13 protein-coding genes are annotated in these 17,189 nt (G+C 71.6%); 5 read left to right on the forward strand and 8 right to left on the reverse strand.

The window, feature by feature from the left end:
* Positions 1 to 49: 49 nt before the first annotated feature.
* Both ABT360_RS07945 and ABT360_RS07950 read right to left on the reverse strand, forming a co-directional pair.
* Positions 50 to 826 (reverse strand): hypothetical protein, encoded by a 777-nt coding sequence (locus ABT360_RS07945; RefSeq protein WP_351812411.1) that lies wholly within the window; start codon positions 824 to 826, stop codon positions 50 to 52.
* A gap of 5 nt (positions 827 to 831) precedes the next feature.
* Positions 832 to 1,449: a papain-like cysteine protease family protein gene (locus ABT360_RS07950; RefSeq protein ID WP_351812414.1), complete on the reverse strand. Its 618-nt coding sequence runs from the start codon at positions 1,447 to 1,449 to the stop codon at positions 832 to 834.
* 223 nt (positions 1,450 to 1,672) lie between these two features.
* Here ABT360_RS07950 and ABT360_RS07955 point away from each other — a divergent pair, with 223 nt between their 5' ends.
* Complete coding sequence (locus ABT360_RS07955) at positions 1,673 to 2,614, forward strand: hypothetical protein (protein ID WP_351812417.1); 942 nt, start codon at positions 1,673 to 1,675, stop codon at positions 2,612 to 2,614.
* 20 nt (positions 2,615 to 2,634) lie between these two features.
* On the opposite strand, the gene ABT360_RS07960 is transcribed toward ABT360_RS07955, so the two are convergent.
* On the reverse strand, positions 2,635 to 3,063 hold the full coding sequence (locus tag ABT360_RS07960) for a Rieske (2Fe-2S) protein (RefSeq protein WP_351812420.1): 429 nt from the start codon (positions 3,061 to 3,063) through the stop codon (positions 2,635 to 2,637).
* Between the two features lie 353 nt (positions 3,064 to 3,416).
* Between ABT360_RS07960 and ABT360_RS07965 the strand changes: the two genes are divergently transcribed.
* A complete protein-coding gene (locus ABT360_RS07965) occupies positions 3,417 to 4,742 on the forward strand; it encodes a PfkB family carbohydrate kinase (RefSeq protein WP_444852193.1) in 1,326 nt (441 codons plus the stop codon).
* A gap of 151 nt (positions 4,743 to 4,893) precedes the next feature.
* Here ABT360_RS07965 and uvrA read toward each other — a convergent pair whose 3' ends face one another.
* Positions 4,894 to 7,890, reverse strand: coding sequence for an excinuclease ABC subunit UvrA (gene uvrA, locus ABT360_RS07975; protein ID WP_351812423.1), 2,997 nt, complete (start codon positions 7,888 to 7,890; stop codon positions 4,894 to 4,896).
* Positions 7,891 to 8,081: 191 nt separating this feature from the next.
* Here uvrA and ABT360_RS07980 point away from each other — a divergent pair, with 191 nt between their 5' ends.
* The 3 genes from ABT360_RS07980 (at position 8,082) to ABT360_RS07990 (ending at position 10,822) form a co-directional block, all read left to right on the forward strand.
* On the forward strand, positions 8,082 to 8,765 hold the full coding sequence (locus tag ABT360_RS07980) for a maleylpyruvate isomerase family mycothiol-dependent enzyme (protein ID WP_351812426.1): 684 nt from the start codon (positions 8,082 to 8,084) through the stop codon (positions 8,763 to 8,765).
* A gap of 9 nt (positions 8,766 to 8,774) precedes the next feature.
* Entirely contained in the window at positions 8,775 to 9,431 is a 657-nt protein-coding gene (locus ABT360_RS07985) for an MBL fold metallo-hydrolase (protein ID WP_351812429.1), read from the forward strand.
* Between the two features lie 107 nt (positions 9,432 to 9,538).
* Positions 9,539 to 10,822, forward strand: coding sequence for an MFS transporter (locus ABT360_RS07990; RefSeq protein ID WP_351812538.1), 1,284 nt, complete (start codon positions 9,539 to 9,541; stop codon positions 10,820 to 10,822).
* A gap of 134 nt (positions 10,823 to 10,956) precedes the next feature.
* Here ABT360_RS07990 and ABT360_RS07995 read toward each other — a convergent pair whose 3' ends face one another.
* From ABT360_RS07995 to uvrB, 4 genes are all read right to left on the reverse strand, one after another.
* A complete protein-coding gene (locus ABT360_RS07995) occupies positions 10,957 to 11,946 on the reverse strand; it encodes a TerC/Alx family metal homeostasis membrane protein (protein ID WP_351812433.1) in 990 nt (329 codons plus the stop codon).
* A 245-nt stretch (positions 11,947 to 12,191) separates the two neighbouring features.
* A complete protein-coding gene (locus ABT360_RS08000) occupies positions 12,192 to 14,198 on the reverse strand; it encodes a TerD family protein (protein WP_351812436.1) in 2,007 nt (668 codons plus the stop codon).
* Positions 14,199 to 14,304: 106 nt separating this feature from the next.
* Entirely contained in the window at positions 14,305 to 14,883 is a 579-nt protein-coding gene (locus ABT360_RS08005) for a TerD family protein (RefSeq protein WP_351812439.1), read from the reverse strand.
* 137 nt (positions 14,884 to 15,020) lie between these two features.
* Entirely contained in the window at positions 15,021 to 17,174 is a 2,154-nt protein-coding gene (gene uvrB, locus ABT360_RS08010) for an excinuclease ABC subunit UvrB (protein WP_351812442.1), read from the reverse strand.
* Between the last annotated feature and the right edge of the window lie 15 nt (positions 17,175 to 17,189).

Raw genomic sequence — 17,189 nt, forward strand, 5'->3', positions numbered from 1 at the left:
GCCGGCCGGCGGGGTGGCCGGCCGACGGGGGGGGTGGCGGGGCGGGGCCTCAGGTGCGACGGCGGCGCAGTGCCCAGACACCGGTGAGGGCCAGGGCGCCGAGCGCCGCTGCTCCGGCGGCCGCCGCAGGCGCGGGCGTACGGTCACCGGCCGCTGCGGCGGCGGGGGCCGGGGCCGGAGCCGGGGCAGCGGGTCCGGCGGGCCCTCCGTACCCGCCGGCGCCGCCCTTGTGCGCGTACGCCGTGCCGGGGAGCTTGTCCCCGTACGCCGCCGCGACCCTGTCCTGGTAGGCGGCGAGCGTGGTGCCGGGGGCACCCACCGCGCGTACCGCGTCCTCGTCCAGCGGGAGCACCTTGCCGCCCTTGTGGACGTACCAGGCGTCGATCTGGGGCTCCCGGAAGACCGTCCCGCCGGGCAGGCGGCGGGCGCCCTCCTTCGCGTACCGGATCTCGTCGTCACCGGTCGCGATGTTCACCACCTGCCAGCCCTTCGCGCCCTGGCGGGCGGTCCACACGGAGGCCTTCTGTCCGTCGGAGGACACCGCACCGGCGGCATGGAACTCGACGCGGGCGACCGGCGCCCCCGTCCTGCCCGCCACGAAGTCCGGCGACAGGACGCGTACCGGGACGGCGGAGCCCTCGATACGGGGGTGGGCGGCGGCCCGTGTCACGGCGCCGTCGCGGGCGAAGAAGCGGGAGAGCGTATCGACGGTGGCGGGTGCGGTGACCGCCGCGTCCGGGGTGTCGGCGGCGGTGGCCGTGGGGGCGGGGAGGAGCAGCAGCGCGGGGGTGAGGGCGACTGCTGTCAGGAGACGGCGTGGGGTCATGGCGCTCACGCCCCTATCCGGTAGAGCGAGTGGGTCCAGGAGAAAGAGTTGTTGTCGACGTACCAGGCGTGCGACGCCCAGTTGTAGCGGTCACTGGAGGGCCATGGATCCCCCCAGTACACCCAGCTGTTGGCGTCGTCGTACCCGTAGATCACATGCATGTGTCCGCCGCCGCTCGACCACTGGATACGGGTCTCGACGGGACGGTTCGCGTTGATCTCGGTCTGGACGGTGGAGTAGCGCAGCCAGCCGTCGACGTACGAGCCCGGGCTGACGCCGGCCCAGCGCAGCCCGTTCTGTACGTTGCCGAGGGTGGCCTGCCAGTTGGGGCAGTCATTGCCCTGCTGCCGGTTGAAGGCGGCGTTGCAGAACTGGTTCTGGGAGTAGGAGCGGCCGAACCAGGTGGCGATGGTGTTGCCGCCGGCGGCCCAGCACCAGTTGCTCTTGGCCTGGGCCTGCATGGTGATGTTCAGACGCTTGGCGGCGAGCGTCGTCGTGGACTGATCCTCGGCGGTGGCGGCGGTCACCGGGAGGAGGGCGGTCGTGGCGGCGAGGAGCACCGCGAGGATGAGCGCTCTGGCTTTGCCTGGGGTGGTGCTCGGGGGGTTGCTCTGGTTGCGCATCGCGTTCCTCCGACTGGGGATGTGGGGAGGGAGGATCGCGTCCGGACGCTGCTGGGAGCATCGATCGTTGTCGGGGGCAGGTCAACACGCTTCAATGCGGGGTGACACCGCGCTGTGAACGCCACTGGTTGACGAGTGAACGGATCCCCGCCCCCACCAGCCCGCCCGTCGCCACCGGCCCGGAGTCGCACCGCCCCGTCGTGAACGTTCACCGAGGACTCCCATGGCACACACCGAGACCGATCTGGCGCAGATCCTGCACACCGGCCCGTTCCACCTGGCGCTGCGCGCGGCCCTGGCGGTGCGCGGGCTGCCGCTCCAGCGGGTGCAGCACCATCTGGCGCACCGCGGCATCAAGGTCGGGGTGACCAGCCTCTGCTACTGGCAGCAGGGCGCCCGCCGTCCGCAGCGGCCGGAGTCGCTGAAGGCGGTGCGGGCCCTGGAGGAGCTGCTCCAGTTGCCCGGCGAGTCCCTGATCCGGCTGCTCGGCAACCCGGCGACCGAGCGGCCGGGGACGGCGGTGACCAGGCCGGCGGCCCGGTCGTACCGCTCACTGGTGGAGGTCTCGGGTGCGGTGGAGCAGCTGATCGCGGAGCTGGAGGCGCCTGCGGACGGCGGGCTGCACACCGTGGGCCACCAGGAACGGGTACGGATAGGAGCCGGGCGGGAGCTGGCCGGCCGGGACTCCCAGCAGGTCGTCCGGGCGCACCGGGACGGCGTCGACCGTTACCTGGCCATCCACCACGGCGACCCCGGCTGCGACCCGGAGCGCGTGGTGGTGCGGGCGGGCGAGAACTGCCGTACCGGGCGGGTGCGGCGGCACGGGGAGACCGGCGTGGTGGTCGCGGAGCTGCTGTTCGACGCGCGGCTGAGGGCGGGTGAGACGTACCTCTTCGGGTACGGCTTCGAGGACGGCACGGGCGGGGTGAGCGGCGAGTACGTGCGCGGCTTCAGCTTCGCCGGCGGGCAGTACGTCCTCCAGGTGCGGTTCCACGAGGACGCCCTGCCGGTACGGTGCCGGCGCTTCGCCCAGACGGCGGCGGGCGCTCCGCGCGGTGCCCGCAGCGACCTGACGCTGAGCGGGCGGCACCGTTCCGTTCACTTCGTGGAGCAGGGCGTCCGGCCGGGAATCCTGGGGATCGACTGGGACTGGGACTGGGAGTGAGCGGGTCTAGGCGTCGGGGCCTAGGCGTCGGGGCCCGCGACCAGCTTGCCGCCGGTGACCTTGACCGGGACCTCCGGCAGGGCGGCGGTGGCCGGGCCCTTCAGCGCCTTTCCGGTGGTGACGTCGAAGCGGCTGCCGTGGCAGGGGCAGTTGCCCTCGGTGCCCTCGACCTTGTCGAAGACGCAGCCCGCGTGGGTGCACTGGGCGCTGAACGCCTTGTACTGGCCCTTGGCGGGGCAGCTCACCACCAGCCGCTGCTCGCGGTAGAGCTTGGCGCCGCCGACCGGTACCGCGTCCGCCGCGCCCAGGTCGACGGGGGCGGTGGGGGTGGGGGTCTGTGCGTGGCCGACCTTCGACTCGGTGGAGCAGGCGGCTGCGCCGAGCCCGGCGGCACCGGCGAGGGCGGCGCCTTTCAGCACGGTACGGCGGGCGGTCGGCTGGCCGGGCATGGGGGCTCCACGGTGGGCTGGGGGGTATCGGTGACGGAACCGACGATACCGGCGTAGATCGGCGGCCTTTCGCGGGGGTTCGGGGTGGGGCCGGGGGCGGGGCGTAGGCGGGGGTTCGGGGCGGAGGCGGGGGTTCGGGGCGGACGCCGGGGCGGAGACCGGGCGGGGCGGGGACCGGGCGGGGCGGGGCTGTGGGCGCGGCCGGGCGCCGGGGCCAAGACCGGGCGGGGCGGGGGCCGGGCGGCCGGGGCTGTGGGCGCGGCGGGGCGCCGGACGGATCCGGCCCGCGGAGACCGGGCGGGGGTGCTTGCGGGGCTGTCGGGCGGCGGGGGCGATGGGTTACGTTCGGGCTCGTGATCGTCGCCGCCGGAGAGTCCCTGATCGACCTCGTTCCCGACGCGCCGCCGGGGGCCGGGCCCCTGTCGGCCCTGGTGCCGCGGCGGGGCGGTGGCCCGTACAACACGGCGGTGGCGCTGGGACGGCTCGGCGCCGAGGCCGCTTTCTGCTCCCGGGTCTCCACGGACGCGTTCGGCGAGGCGCTGCTGGACGGGCTGCGGGCGGCGGGTGTCGCGACCGGCCTCGTACAGCGAGGTGCCGAGCCGACGACGCTGGCGGTGGCCTCGGTCGGGCCGGACGGCTCGGCGGGGTACTCCTTCTACGCGCAGGGCACGGCCGACCGGCTCTTCGAGCTGCCCGAGCGGCTGCCCGAGGCGGTGCGGGCCGTGGCCTTCGGCACCTGCTCACTGGTGCTGGAGCCGGGCGCGAGCGCGTACGAGGCGCTGCTGCGGCGGGAAGCGGGGCGCGGGGTGCTCACGCTGCTGGACCCGAACGTCCGGCCGGGGCTGATCCCGGACGCGGATGCCTACCGTGAGCGGTTCGCGGGCTGGCTGCCGTATGTGTCGCTGCTGAAGCTGTCCGAGGAGGACGCCCGCTGGCTGGGCGGTTCACCGGAGGAGTGGGCGGCGAAAGGTCCGTCGGCGGTGGTGCTGACCCGGGGCGCGGAGGGGCTGACCGTGTTCACGGGCGAGCTGACCGTGTCGGTGCCCGCGGTCCCGGTGGCGGTCGCCGACACCATCGGCGCGGGCGACACGGTGAACGCGGCGCTGCTGCACGGCCTGGGCTCGCGTGCCCCGTCCGCCCTGGACGCCGCCGCCTGGACGGACCTGTTGTCCTTCGCGGCCCGGGCGGCGGCGATCACCTGCTCCCGTCCGGGTGCGGAGCCGCCGTACGCGGCGGAGCTCGTGACGGCCGACTCCGTGGTGCCGCTGCGCGGTGTCTCCACGCTGGTCTGCGTGCCCGACGGCCCGCCGCTGGATGGCCGGCAGGCCGCGCTCGACCTGATCGGTGACGCGCTGGGCCGGGACGCGGAACTGGTCGCTGTGCCGGTGGAGCGGCTCGGTCCGGACTTCTTCTCGCTCCGCACGGGTCTGGCGGGCGAGGTCGTGCAGAAGTTCGGGGACTACCGGCTCCGGCTGGCGGTCATCGGGGACGTCTCCCACCATGTCGCGGGCAGCACGCCGCTACGGGACTTCGTCCGTGAAGCAAACCGCGGCACTCACCTCTGGTTCGCCGACACCATCCCCGCCCTCGCGGCCCGCCTGACACCCCGGGCCCAGGCCGCCGGTCACTCCCCCGGGCAGCCGGCCGACCGCGCTGGTGCGACCGATGGACCCGGCTGACCGGGCTGACCCGACGGACCGGGCGGACGAACGGCACCGCCCCGAACGTGAACCCGGGGCGGTGCCGTGCCGAAGACGGCCGGGCCGCCGACGGGCCCCGGCACGGCGGGCCTGCCCGTCGTGCGGGTCCCGGCCCGCCGGCCGCGACCGGTCAGGACTTGGCGGCCCGGGCCGTCTGCTTCTTCGCCTTCGCCGTCTTCGCCGTGGCCGTCTTGCGGGCCGCGCCGTCCGCCGCCGCGACCGTCTTCTTGGCGGTCGTCCGCTTCCGCGCCGCCGGTACCGCCGGGGCTGCGTCACTGATGCGGTCCGCGCCGAGGATGTCCCTGAGGAACTTGCCGGTGTGGCTGGCCGGGACGGCCGCGACCTCCTCGGGCGTGCCCTCGGCGACGACCAGGCCACCGCCGCTGCCGCCCTCGGGGCCCATGTCCACGACCCAGTCGGCCGTCTTGATGACGTCCAGGTTGTGCTCGATGACGATCACCGAGTTGCCCTTGTCGACCAGGTTGGACAGGACCTTGATCAGCTTCGAGATGTCCTCGAAGTGCAGACCGGTGGTCGGCTCGTCCAGGACGTACACCGTGCGGCCCGTGGACCGCTTCTGGAGCTCGGACGCCAGCTTCACGCGCTGCGCCTCGCCGCCGGAGAGCGTCGGCGCGGGCTGGCCGAGCCGGACGTACCCGAGGCCGACCTCGGTGAGGGTGCGCAGGTGGCGTGCGATCGTCGGGACGGCCTCGAAGAAGTCCAGGGCCTCCTCGATCGGCATGTCCAGCACCTCGGCGATGGACTTGCCCTTGTAGTGGACGTCCAGGGTCTCCCGGTTGTAGCGCGCCCCGTGGCAGACCTCGCACGGGACGTACACGTCCGGCAGGAAGTTCATCTCGATCTTGATGGTGCCGTCACCGGCGCAGTTCTCGCAGCGGCCGCCCTTGACGTTGAAGGAGAACCGGCCCGGCAGGTACCCCCGGACCTTCGCCTCCATCGTCTCGGCGAACAGCTTGCGGACGTGGTCGAAGACACCGGTGTACGTCGCCGGGTTGGAGCGCGGCGTGCGGCCGATGGGCGACTGGTCGACGTGGACGACCTTGTCGACCAGGTCGTCGCCGTCCACGCGCGTGTGCCGCCCGGGCACGGACTTGGCGCCGTTGAGCTCGCGTGCCAGGTGGGTGTACAGGATGTCGTTGACCAGCGTCGACTTACCGGAGCCGGACACACCGGTGACCGCCGTGAGGACACCGAGCGGGAAGGACACGTCGATGTCCCGCAGGTTGTTCTCCCGGGCGCCGTGCACCGTCAGCCGGCGCGCCGGGTCCACCGGGCGGCGGATGTCCGGGGTGGGGATGGACCGCTTCCCGGCCAAGTACTGACCGGTCATGGAGTCCTTGTTGGCCAGCAGCTGCTTCAAGGGGCCGGAGTGCACGACCTTGCCGCCGTGCTCGCCCGCGCCGGGGCCGATGTCGACGACCCAGTCGGCCACCTTGATGGTGTCCTCGTCGTGCTCGACGACGATGAGCGTGTTGCCCATGTCACGCAGCCGCACCAGGGTCTCGATCAGCCGGTGGTTGTCGCGCTGGTGGAGGCCGATGGACGGCTCGTCCAGCACGTACAGCACACCCACCAGGCCGGAGCCGATCTGCGTGGCGAGCCGGATGCGCTGGGCCTCGCCGCCGGACAGCGTGCCGGCCGCGCGGTTGAGCGATAGGTAGTCCAGGCCGACGTCGACCAGGAACCGCAGCCGTTCGTTGACCTCCTTGAGCACCCGCTCGGCGATCTTCTTGTCGCGGGCGTTCAGCTTCAGCTCGCCGAGGAAGTCGGCGCACTCACTGATCGACATCGCGGCGACCTCGGCGATGGACTTCTCCATGACCGTGACCGCGAGGACGATCGGCTTGAGGCGCGTGCCCTCACAGGTGGGGCAGGGCACCTCGCGCATATAGCCCTCGAAACGCTCGCGGCTGGAGTCGCTCTCGGCCTCGCTGTGCCGCCGCTTGACGAAGGAGACGGCGCCTTCGAAGGCCGGCGTGGTGTACGCCCGCTCCCGGCCGTAACGGTTGCGGTAGCGGACCTCGACCTGGGTCTTGTGCCCGTACAGCAGGGCCTTCCTGGCGCGGGCGGGAAGGCCGGCCCAGGGGATGTCGGTGCGGAAGCCGAGGGCCTGGGAGAGCCCGCCGATCAGCCGCCCGAAGTACTCCTTGGTGTGGCCGTGCGACCAGGGGTGGATCGCGCCCTCGTCGAGGGACCGCTCCTCGTCGGGGACGACCAGCTCCGGGTCGACCTCCATGCGGGTGCCGATGCCGGTGCAGTCGGGGCAGGCGCCGAAGGGAGAGTTGAAGGAGAAGGAGCGGGGCTCCAGCTCCTCGAAGGACAGGTCGTCGTACGGGCAGTACAGGTGCTCCGAGTACATCCGCTCGCGCTCGGGGTCGTCCTCGGGGAGGTCGACGAAGTCGAGCACGACCATGCCGCCGGACAGGCCCAGCGCGGTCTCGACGGAGTCGGTCAGCCGCCGCTTGGCGCTCTCCTTGACCGTGAGGCGGTCGACGACCACCTCGATGGTGTGCTTCTCCTGCTTCTTCAGCGTGGGCGGCTCGGCGAGCTGAATGGTCTGCCCGTCCACCCGCGCCCGGCTGTAGCCCTTGGTCTGGAGGTCGGCGAAGAGGTCGACGAACTCGCCCTTGCGCTCGCGCACCAGTGGCGAGAGGACCTGGAAACGGCTGCCCTCGGGCAGTTCCAGCACCTTGTCGACGATGGCCTGCGGCGACTGGCGCGAGATGGGCCGGCGGCACTCGGGGCAGTGCGGCTTGCCGATGCGCGCGAAGAGCAGGCGCAGGTAGTCGTAGACCTCGGTGATGGTGCCGACCGTGGAGCGCGGGTTGCGCGAGGTCGACTTCTGGTCGATCGAGACGGCCGGGGAGAGGCCCTCGATGAAGTCGACGTCCGGCTTGTCCATCTGGCCGAGGAACTGCCGGGCGTAGGAGGAGAGCGACTCGACGTACCGGCGCTGCCCCTCGGCGAAGATCGTGTCGAACGCGAGGGAGGACTTGCCCGACCCGGAGAGCCCGGTGAAGACGATGAGGGAGTCACGCGGGAGGTCGAGCGAGACGTTCTTCAGATTGTGCTCGCGCGCGCCACGGACGATGAGACGGTCGGCCACGCCGGTCCGCACCTTTCTTGAGAGAAGCGGGGGCACAGCCCCCGTCCCAGACTTTTCAAGCCTACGGGGGGCCGCCAAATGGATGTCTGTCCTTCAAGGATGCCTCCACCGAGCGTATAGCACGTGCATTCGATTTCCGGCCACGCTCCGCCACCTTCACCCGATCGTGTGGCGGCGCTAGGGTCAGCAGCATGATCGACCATGCTCATGACCTGACCTCCGTACGTGAGGCGACCGACCGGCTGCTCACCGCGGCCGCCACACTCGACGACGCCGCCGTCACCGCGCCGTCCCGGCTGCCGGGCTGGACCCGTGGCCATGTACTGGCCCACCTCTCACGTAACGCCGACGCCCTCGTGAATGTTCTCCAGGGCCGACCGATGTATCTCAGTGCCGAGGCGCGTGAGGCCGACATCGAGCGCGACGCCCCCCGCCCCCTGACCGTCCAGCTCGACGACGTACGGGAGAGCGCCGCCCGGTTCCAGGCGGAGAGTGAGGTGCCGGCCGACTGGGACCGCACGGTGGAGCTCCGCAACGGGGTGACCGACCGGGCCGCCCGTCTGCCCTTCCGCCGCCTCGTCGAGGTGGAGCTGCACCATGTCGACCTGGGCATCGGCTACGAGCTGGAAGACCTGCCGCAGGAGTTCACCGAGCGCGAGATCGCTTTCCTGGCGGACCGCTTCACCGGCCATCCCACCGTGCCTCCGACCCGCCTGCTGGCCGCCGGCAGGGAGTGGCGTACGGGCGGCGACGACGGCGCCCAGGTGACCGTCTCCGGCCCCGCGGCGGACCTCCTCGGCTGGCTCGCGGGCCGCCGCGACGGCGCGGCCCTGGAGGTCGCGGGTGGCGCCCTTCCCGTACTGCCCCCGCTATAGGCTGGCTTCATGACGTACAGCGGAGCGGTGAAGGTCGGCGGGCCCGCCGATGTGCACGAGCTGGCGGACCTGATGATCTCCAAGGTCGCGGTCGGTCCGATGGACAACAACTCCTATCTGCTGCGCTGCCGGGCCACCGGTGAGCAGATGCTGATCGACGCGGCGAACGAGCCCGCGACCCTGCTCCGGCTGATCGGTGACGACGGCATCGCGTCCGTCGTCACCACCCACCGCCACCGCGACCACTGGGACGCGCTGGCCGAGGTCGTGGCGGCCACCGGCGCCCGTACGTACGCCGGGAAGTACGACGCCGAGGGCATCGACGTCACGACGGACGTCCCCGTGGACGACGGGGACACCATCCGGGTCGGCCGGGTGGAGCTCACCGCCCGCCGGATGGTGGGGCACACCCCCGGTTCCATCGTGCTCATCTACGACGACCCGCACGGCCATCCGCACGTCTTCACCGGCGACTGCCTCTTCCCGGGCGGTGTCGGCAACACGTGGAAGGACCCGGACGCCTTCGCCGGCCTGATCCTGGACGTCGAGACCAAGCTGTTCGACGTGCTGCCGGACGAGACCTGGGTCTACCCGGGCCACGGCAGGGACACCACGCTGGGCGAGGAGCGCCCGAAGCTCCCGGAGTGGCGCGAGCGCGGCTGGTAGACACTCCCGTACGCCTCCCCCGCGCCCCGTAACCCCGGGGCGCGACGGGTAGTTGGCGCGACATGCGCCAGAGTCATACTCCGGATACGCCCGTGCGTACCCCCTCCATGGGGCGGCTCGCCGCCGCCTCGCTCGCCGGCACGGCCGTCGAGTTCTACGACTTCTTCGTCTACGGCACCGCCGCCGCGCTGGTCCTGGGGCCGCTGTTCTTTCCGACCTTCTCACCGGTGGCCGGAACGCTGGCGGCTTTCGGCACCTTTGCGGTCGGCTTCCTCTCACGTCCGCTCGGTTCCGCGCTCTTCGGGCACATCGGTGACCGGTACGGGCGGCGTCCGGTGATGTTCGCCTCCCTGATCCTCACCGGCGCGGCGACCGTCGGGGTGGGGTGCGTACCGTCGTACGCGACACTCGGCGTGACCGCTCCGGTGCTGCTGCTGGTGCTGCGGTTCCTCCAGGGGCTGGGGCTGGGCGGGGAGTGGGGAGGGGCGGTGCTGCTGACGGCGGAGCACGCGCCCGAGCGGCGGCGCGCACTGTGGGCGAGCTTTCCGCAGATCGGCCCCTCGGTCGGGTTCCTGCTGGCGAACGGGGTGATGCTGGCGCTGTCGGCGACGCTGAGCGACGCCCAGTTCCGGGAGTGGGGGTGGCGTGTGCCGTTCTGGGCGGCGGGGCTCCTGGCGGCCGGTGGGCTGCTGCTGCGCACGTCCCTGACGGAGACGCCCCAGTTCCGCGAGCTCGCCGAGACCGGCAGGCGCGCGACCTCTCCCCTGGCGGAAGTGGCGCGCGGCCACTGGCGGCTGGTGCTGCTGACGGCCGGCGCCTTGGCGGTGGGGTACGCGATCTTCTACGCGGTGTCCACGTGGGCGCTGGCGTACGGCACCGAGCGGCTCGGCGTGAGCCGTACGGTGATGCTCGTCTGCATCATGGCTGCGGTGGCGATCAAGGGGGTTGCCACGCCGTTCGCCGCGATGCTGGGCGACCGTTACGGGCGGCGGCCGATGTGCCTGGCCGGGTGCGCGGCCGCCGCTCTGTGGATGTTCCCGATGGTGGGCCTGCTGCACACGGCGCGGCCGCTGCTGATGTTCCTGGGGTTCACGGGGGCGCTGCTGGCGTTCATCACGATGTTCGCCGTGGTCGCCGCGTATCTGCCGGAGTTGTACGAGCCGAGGGTGCGCTGCACCGGCGCGGCCGTCGGCTACAACCTTGCGGGCGTCCTGGGCGGGGCGCTGACCCCCATGGTGGCGACGGCCTCGGCGGGCGGTTCGGGGCCGCCATGGGGCGTTGCCGTGTACCTGACGGCGATCGCCCTGCTCAGTCTCGGCTGCTTCGCGCTGCTGCCCGAGACACTGCCCAAGCAGGTGGCGGAGCCGGCGAGGGAGTCGGCAGCCGCGTGAGGCACGCTGCCGGCCGGATCACGGTCCCGCTGGTTCCCGAGGTCGCAGCTGGTGAAAGACGGGCACCGGCCGGTGCGGGTCGCCATGCGAGCCGCACCGGCCGGTGCCGTGCTGTGTCGGAGCCCGGTGGGTGGTCAGGCGCCGACGCTGTCCTTCGAGGCCGCCTCGGCGGCCTCACGCTCCGCCTGCTTCTTGGAGGCGATCAGGCTGGTGATCGTGGTGATGACCAGCACACCGCAGATGACCGCGAGCGAGACCGGGATGGAGATCTCGGGTACGTGCACGCCGGACTCGTGCAGGGCGTGCAGCACCAGCTTCACGCCGATGAAGCCGAGGATCACCGACAGGCCGTAGCTCAGGTGGACCAGCTTCTTCAGCAGGCCGCCGATGAGGAAGTACAGCTGCCGCAGACCCATCAGAGCGAAGGCGTTGGCGGTGAACACGATGTACGGGTCCTGCGTCAGGCCGAAGATCGCGGGGATGGAGTCCAGCGCGAACAGGACGTCCGTGGTGCCGATGGCGAGCATGACGACCATCAGCGGGGTCAGCACACGCTTGCCGTTGTTGCGGATGAAGAGCTTGGTGCCGTGGTACTTGTCGGCGACACCGAAGCGGTTCTCGATGGACTTGAGGAGGCGGTTCTCCTCGAACTCCTCTTCCGGCTCGTCGGCACGCGCCTCCTGGACCAGCTTCCAGGCGGTGTAGATCAGGAACGCGCCGAAGATGTAGAAGACCCACGAGAAGCTCGCGATGATCGCGGCGCCGGCGGCGATGAATATCGCGCGCAGCACCAGGGCGACCAGCACCCCGATCAGCAACACCCGCTGCTGGAGGTGGGTCGGCACCGCGAACTTCGCCATGATGAGGACGAAGACGAAGAGGTTGTCGACGCTCAGCGACTTCTCGGTGATGTAACCGGCGAAGAACTCGCCGGACGCCTGGCTCTCGCCGAAGAACAGCAGACCCAGGCCGAACAGCGCGGCAAGGACGATCCAGACGACCGTCCAGGTTCCGGCTTCCTTGATCGACACGTCATGGGGCTTGCGCCCGATGAAGAAGTCGACCGCGATCAGGGCGGACAGACCAAGAATGGTCGCCACCCACAGACTCATCGAAACGTCCACTGCGCCTCCGGCGTCGTACGGCTACTGATCAGCGTCGTCGCTGCCGGAGGTCTCTTCCACCCGGGCGTCCCGGCATCCGTCACCAGGTCACGCCACGGGCCGGCGCCCCGGGACCGGTCTTACGTCCGACCGTCCGTACTGACGGGCACGCCGCGCACGGGAGTACTCCCCTCCGCACCAAGAACGTTACCGCAAAGACCAAAGAAAGGTAAAGGGAAAAGTAAAAGAACCACCAAGTCCGCAGGTCAGCGACGCCAGTTGGTACGGGCGCCGACCACCTGGGACAGGACCTGGTCAAGGACGCCGCTGCCCGGCGGCAACCGGGGCGGCTCATACGTCCAGGCGTGGCCCACCCATGGGTCGGCGAGGTGGTCGTCGGGGACGGGCGTCAGACGCAGCAGCGAGCGCCACAGCGGGTCGAGGGCCGGCCCGTAGGCGCCGGCGTCCTCCCGGTCGGCGACCAGCAGCAGATGGACGCCGACCGCCGGCCCCTCGTCCGCGAGATACCGCAGCTGGGTGACGGTCCGGTCGTCGAAGCCGTGCGGGAAATCATTGACGATCAGCAGTTGGCCGGCGGTGTCCAGGTCGGGCGGTAGCGCGTCGGTGGCACCGCCGCTGACGGCCATCCGCACCAGCTCCACGCGCTGCGTGAGGCGGGCGAGGACCGAGGCCACTCCCCCGGCCCCGGCCGCGGGCGGTGCGGCGAGGACTCCCGAGCCGGTCAGCGGGGCGAGCGAGGCGGCCGCCGACCCCGCCGGGTCGATGACGTGGACGGCGTACTCGCCGACCGGGTGGACCGCGAGCATCCGTGTCACGTGCAGGACCGCCGTGTCCATCGCCAGCCGGCGCAGCTCGGCGTCGTCCACCATCAGGGCGGCCTCGGAGCCGGTGCGGCCGCTGTCCACCCACAGGCCGCGCTCCAGCGGAAGCCGCACCAGCATCGGGATGCGCAGCTCGGGGCACTCGGGGAGGTGGAGGTCGCCGAGGCGCAGGGCCATCGGGGTCTCGGTGGGGACGCGATAGCCGTGCCAGACCGGGTTGTCCCAGCCGGCGTACGCGACCGGAAGAGCGGGCTCGACGACCTCGGACTCGGCGGTGAGCTGCGCGAGGTCCCGGTCGAGCGCCTCACGTGCCCGGGCCGTCAGCTCGTCGCGCTTCGCGCGGGCCGCCGCGCGGGCGGCCTCACCGGCGGAGCCGATACGGCTGCGCGGGTCGGACAGGACGCGGTCGAGCTCCTGGTCCATGCGGGACTCCGCGAAGTCGACGGCGCTGCGGTACGCGGCGGTGGTACGGGCCAGGTCCTCGAACATGCCCCAGACCTGGTTGTACAGGCGTTCGTCCATGGACCAGCCGCTGGCGTCGCCGGCGACCGGCGGAGCGGGCTGGCCGGGCTGTGCAGGGGCGGTGGGCTGTGCAGGGACGGTGGGCGGTGTCGGAGCGGTGGGGGGTGCCGCGGGCCGGCCGGTGTCGGAGCCCGGGGGCGGCGGGGCGGTGGCCCTACGCCGCGGGTGGGCGTAGTCGATGGGCCCGCCCGGGGTGGGCCCCGCGGGGGTGGCCGCGCCGGTGTCGGCAGCCGTGCCGGCGGGGGCCGTGCCACCCGGGCCCGTGCCGCCGGGGGCGCCCGAGGCGGTCAGCGGGGTGCCGAACCTCGCGCGGTCGCTCCCGGCAGTACGGGGCGGAGGCGCGGCCACCGACCGGGTCATCCCCTTCGCGACCGCTTCCTCGATGGTTGCCGCGAGCTCGGCGGCCCGGTCGAGGCCCTGGTCGGCGAGCATCGCTGCGAGCCCGCCCGCGTACCCCTGGCCTACGGCGCGCATCTTCCAGACGCCCTGGCGGCGGTACAGCTCCAGGGCGACGACGGCGGACTCGGTGTCCAGCCCCGTCATCGTGTAGCCGGCGACCTCGGTGCCGTCCAGGGCGGTGACCGCCGCGAAGGGCGCGGCCATGGCGCCGAACCGGGCCGGCCCCCCGGCACCGCCGGGCAGGGCGAGGAGCACCGTCACCCGGTGGACCGCCTCGGGCAGGGCGTCGAGGTCCACCGCGAGCCGGTGCTCGGCGGCCGCCTGCCGGGACACTTCGAGGCCCGGCAGGGCGGGCGAGCCGGGGTGGGCGACCCACTCGACGCCTGCGACCGTGCCGTTCTCGTCGCCCAGCGTGGCACCGGCGACGACCGGTGCCCCGGCCGACACCCGGATCTCGAGTCGGGTGTGGGGCAAGGGATGGTTCTGCCCCCGGACCAGCTCGGCCGTCATGCCTGTGTCCCCTCGGTGCTGCGGTGCCTCGGTGGTGCCTCGTGTGAACCGCAGCCCCCGGCGGCCTGGCCTCCGGGAGCTGCGGGTGGGTGCGTGTGCCGCGCGCCTACAGGTGCGGCAGGATCGACGGCATCAGGTCCTGGAACGTGCGGCCGGCGGCCGGGGTGCCCAGAGCCGTCATCTGCCAGCCCGAACCGGCCCGGTGGACCTTGGCCATGATCTGCGCGGTGTACTGGCCGCCGCCGTCCAGGGTGTAGCGCGCCAGCTCCTGGCCGTTCGTCTCGTCGACGATGCGGCAGAAGGCGTTCTGGACCTCCTGGAACGTCTGGCCGGTGAAGGAGTTCACCGTGAAGACGATCTGGTCGATGTGGACCGGGACCCTCTGCAGGTCGACGAGGATCGCCTCGTCGTCGCCGCCCTGTCCCGCGCCACCGACCAGGTTGTCACCGGTGTGGCGGACGGAGCCGTCGTCGCTGACCAGGTGGCGGAAGAAGACCACGTCCACGGGCTGCTTCTCGGCGAAGAGCACGGCCGAGGCGTCCAGGTCGACCTCCCGGGTGCGCGAGCCGAACAGACCGCGACGCGGCGCCGCCTGCCACCCGAGCCCCATCCGCACGGCGGTGAGAGTCCCCCCGTCGCTCTTCTGCAGGTTGATGGCCTGGCCCTTGGTCATATTGACCGTCACGCGCTGTCCCCTCTCATTGCATACCCCCGCGACCGTCTGACAGTGCGGTTGCCCAGCACCCTACGCAGGGGCGGCGACACGGCATCAGGCCAGGCCCGCTTTTGTGGCGGTGTTGCAACACACCGGCTGTGGCGGCGTCAGGCGATGCCCGCCTCCTTCATCTGCCGCAGCTCCTTCTTCAACTCGCTGACCTCGTCGCGCAGCCGTGCCGCCACCTCGAACTGCAGCTCGGCCGCCGCCGCTCGCATCCGCTCGGTCATCTCCTCGATGATTCCGGCCAGTTCGGCCGCCGGGCGGTCGCTGACCAGCGCGCCCTTTCCGCCCGCCTTGCCCGCCTTGGCACCTGCCTTGCCGCCGCCCTGCGCCGCCTTGGAGCCGAGTGAGGGAACGGGTGCCTTGGCGCCCTTGCCGTCCTTGGACTGGCGGTAGCCGGTGCCGAGCAGCTGCTCGGTGTCGACCTCCTCGCGCGCGATGGTCGCGACGATGTCGTTGATCTTCTTTCGCAGTGGCTGCGGGTCGATGCCGTTGGCCGTGTTGTACGCGACCTGCTTCTCGCGCCGGCGGTTGGTCTCGTCGATCGCCTTCGCCATGGCCGGGGTGATGGTGTCCGCGTACATGTGGACCTGGCCGGAGACATTGCGCGCCGCTCGGCCGATGGTCTGGATCAGCGAGGTGCCGGAGCGGAGGAAGCCCTGCTTGTCGGCGTCGAGGATGGCCACGAGGGAGACCTCGGGCAGGTCGAGCCCCTCGCGGAGCAGGTTGATGCCGACCAGGACGTCGTACTCACCGGCCCTCAGTTCGCGCAGCAGCTCGATCCGGCGGAGGGTGTCGACGTCGCTGTGCAGGTAGCGGACCTGGATGCCCAGCTCCAGGAAGTAGTCGGTGAGGTCCTCGGCCATCTTCTTGGTCAGGGTGGTGACCAGGACCCGCTCGTCCCGCTCGGTGCGCAGGCGGATCTCGTGGACCAGGTCGTCGATCTGGCCCTCGGTGGGCTTGACGACGACCTCGGGGTCGACCAGGCCGGTGGGGCGGATGATCTGCTCGACGAAGCCGTCGGAGCGGGAGAGCTCGTACTGTCCGGGCGTGGCCGACAGGTAGACGGTCTGCCCGATCCGCTCCTGGAACTCCTCCCACTTCAGCGGCCGGTTGTCGAGCGCGGACGGCAGCCGGAAGCCGTGGTCGACGAGGGTCCGCTTGCGGGAGGCGTCACCCTCGTACATGGCGCCGATCTGGGGCACGGTGACGTGGGACTCGTCGATGACGAGCAGGAAGTCCTCGGGGAAGTAGTCGAGGAGGGTGTTGGGCGGGGAGCCGGGCTCCCGGTCGTCGAAGTGCATCGAGTAGTTCTCGATGCCCGAGCAGGAGCCGATCTGGCGCATCATCTCGATGTCGTACGTGGTGCGCATCCGCAGCCGCTGGGCTTCCAGCAGCTTGCCCTGCTTCTCCAGCTCGGCCAGTCGCTCCTCGAGCTCCCGCTCGATGCCGTTGACCGCCTTCTCCATGCGCTCCGGTCCCGCCACGTAGTGGCTGGCCGGGAAGACGTAGAGCTCCCGGTCGTCGCTGATGACCTCGCCCGTGAGCGGGTGGAGCGTGGACAGCGCCTCGATCTCGTCGCCGAACATCTCGATCCGGACGGCCAGCTCCTCGTAGACCGGGAAGATCTCGATGGTGTCGCCGCGCACGCGGAAGGTGCCGCGGGTGAACGCCAGGTCGTTGCGGGTGTACTGGATGTCGACGAAACGGCGCAGCAGCTGGTCCCGGTCGATCTCCTCGCCGACCTTGAGGGGAACCATCCGGTCGACGTACTCCTGGGGTGTACCGAGGCCGTAGATGCAGGACACGGAGGCCACCACGACGACGTCCCGGCGGGTCAGGAGCGAGTTGGTGGCGGAATGGCGCAGCCGCTCGACCTCCTCGTTGATCGAGGAGTCCTTCTCGATGTAGGTGTCCGACTGGGGTACGTACGCCTCGGGCTGGTAGTAGTCGTAGTACGAGACGAAGTACTCGACCGCGTTGTTCGGCAGGAGCTCGCGGAACTCGTTGGCCAGCTGGGCGGCCAGCGTCTTGTTCGGCGCCATCACAAGAGTGGGGCGCTGGAGCTGCTCGATCATCCAGGCGGTCGTCGCCGACTTGCCGGTGCCGGTCGCACCGAGCAGGACCACGTCCTTCTCGCCTGCGCGGATGCGCCGGGCGAGTTCGGCGATGGCCGTCGGCTGGTCGCCGCTGGGCTGGTAGGGGCTGACGACCTCGAAGGGCGCCACCGAGCGTTCGATCTTGGAAACGGGCCGCATGAAACCACCGTACGA

It is taken from the genome of Streptomyces sp. NPDC000229, from assembly GCF_040300825.1.
In the GTDB taxonomy this organism is placed as follows: domain Bacteria; phylum Actinomycetota; class Actinomycetes; order Streptomycetales; family Streptomycetaceae; genus Streptomyces.

Coding starts and splice junctions, on each gene's coding strand:
- ABT360_RS07955 (WP_351812417.1), top strand. CDS start 1,673: ATGGCACACACCGAGACCGATCTGGCGCAGATCCTGCACACCGGCCCG.
- ABT360_RS07950 (WP_351812414.1), bottom strand. CDS start 1,449: ATGCGCAACCAGAGCAACCCCCCGAGCACCACCCCAGGCAAAGCCAGA.
- ABT360_RS07985 (WP_351812429.1), top strand. CDS start 8,775: ATGACGTACAGCGGAGCGGTGAAGGTCGGCGGGCCCGCCGATGTGCAC.
- ABT360_RS07945 (WP_351812411.1), bottom strand. CDS start 826: ATGACCCCACGCCGTCTCCTGACAGCAGTCGCCCTCACCCCCGCGCTG.
- ABT360_RS08000 (WP_351812436.1), bottom strand. CDS start 14,198: ATGACGGCCGAGCTGGTCCGGGGGCAGAACCATCCCTTGCCCCACACC.
- ABT360_RS07990 (WP_351812538.1), top strand. CDS start 9,539: ATGGGGCGGCTCGCCGCCGCCTCGCTCGCCGGCACGGCCGTCGAGTTC.
- ABT360_RS07980 (WP_351812426.1), top strand. CDS start 8,082: ATGATCGACCATGCTCATGACCTGACCTCCGTACGTGAGGCGACCGAC.
- uvrB (WP_351812442.1), bottom strand. CDS start 17,174: ATGCGGCCCGTTTCCAAGATCGAACGCTCGGTGGCGCCCTTCGAGGTC.
- ABT360_RS07960 (WP_351812420.1), bottom strand. CDS start 3,063: ATGCCCGGCCAGCCGACCGCCCGCCGTACCGTGCTGAAAGGCGCCGCC.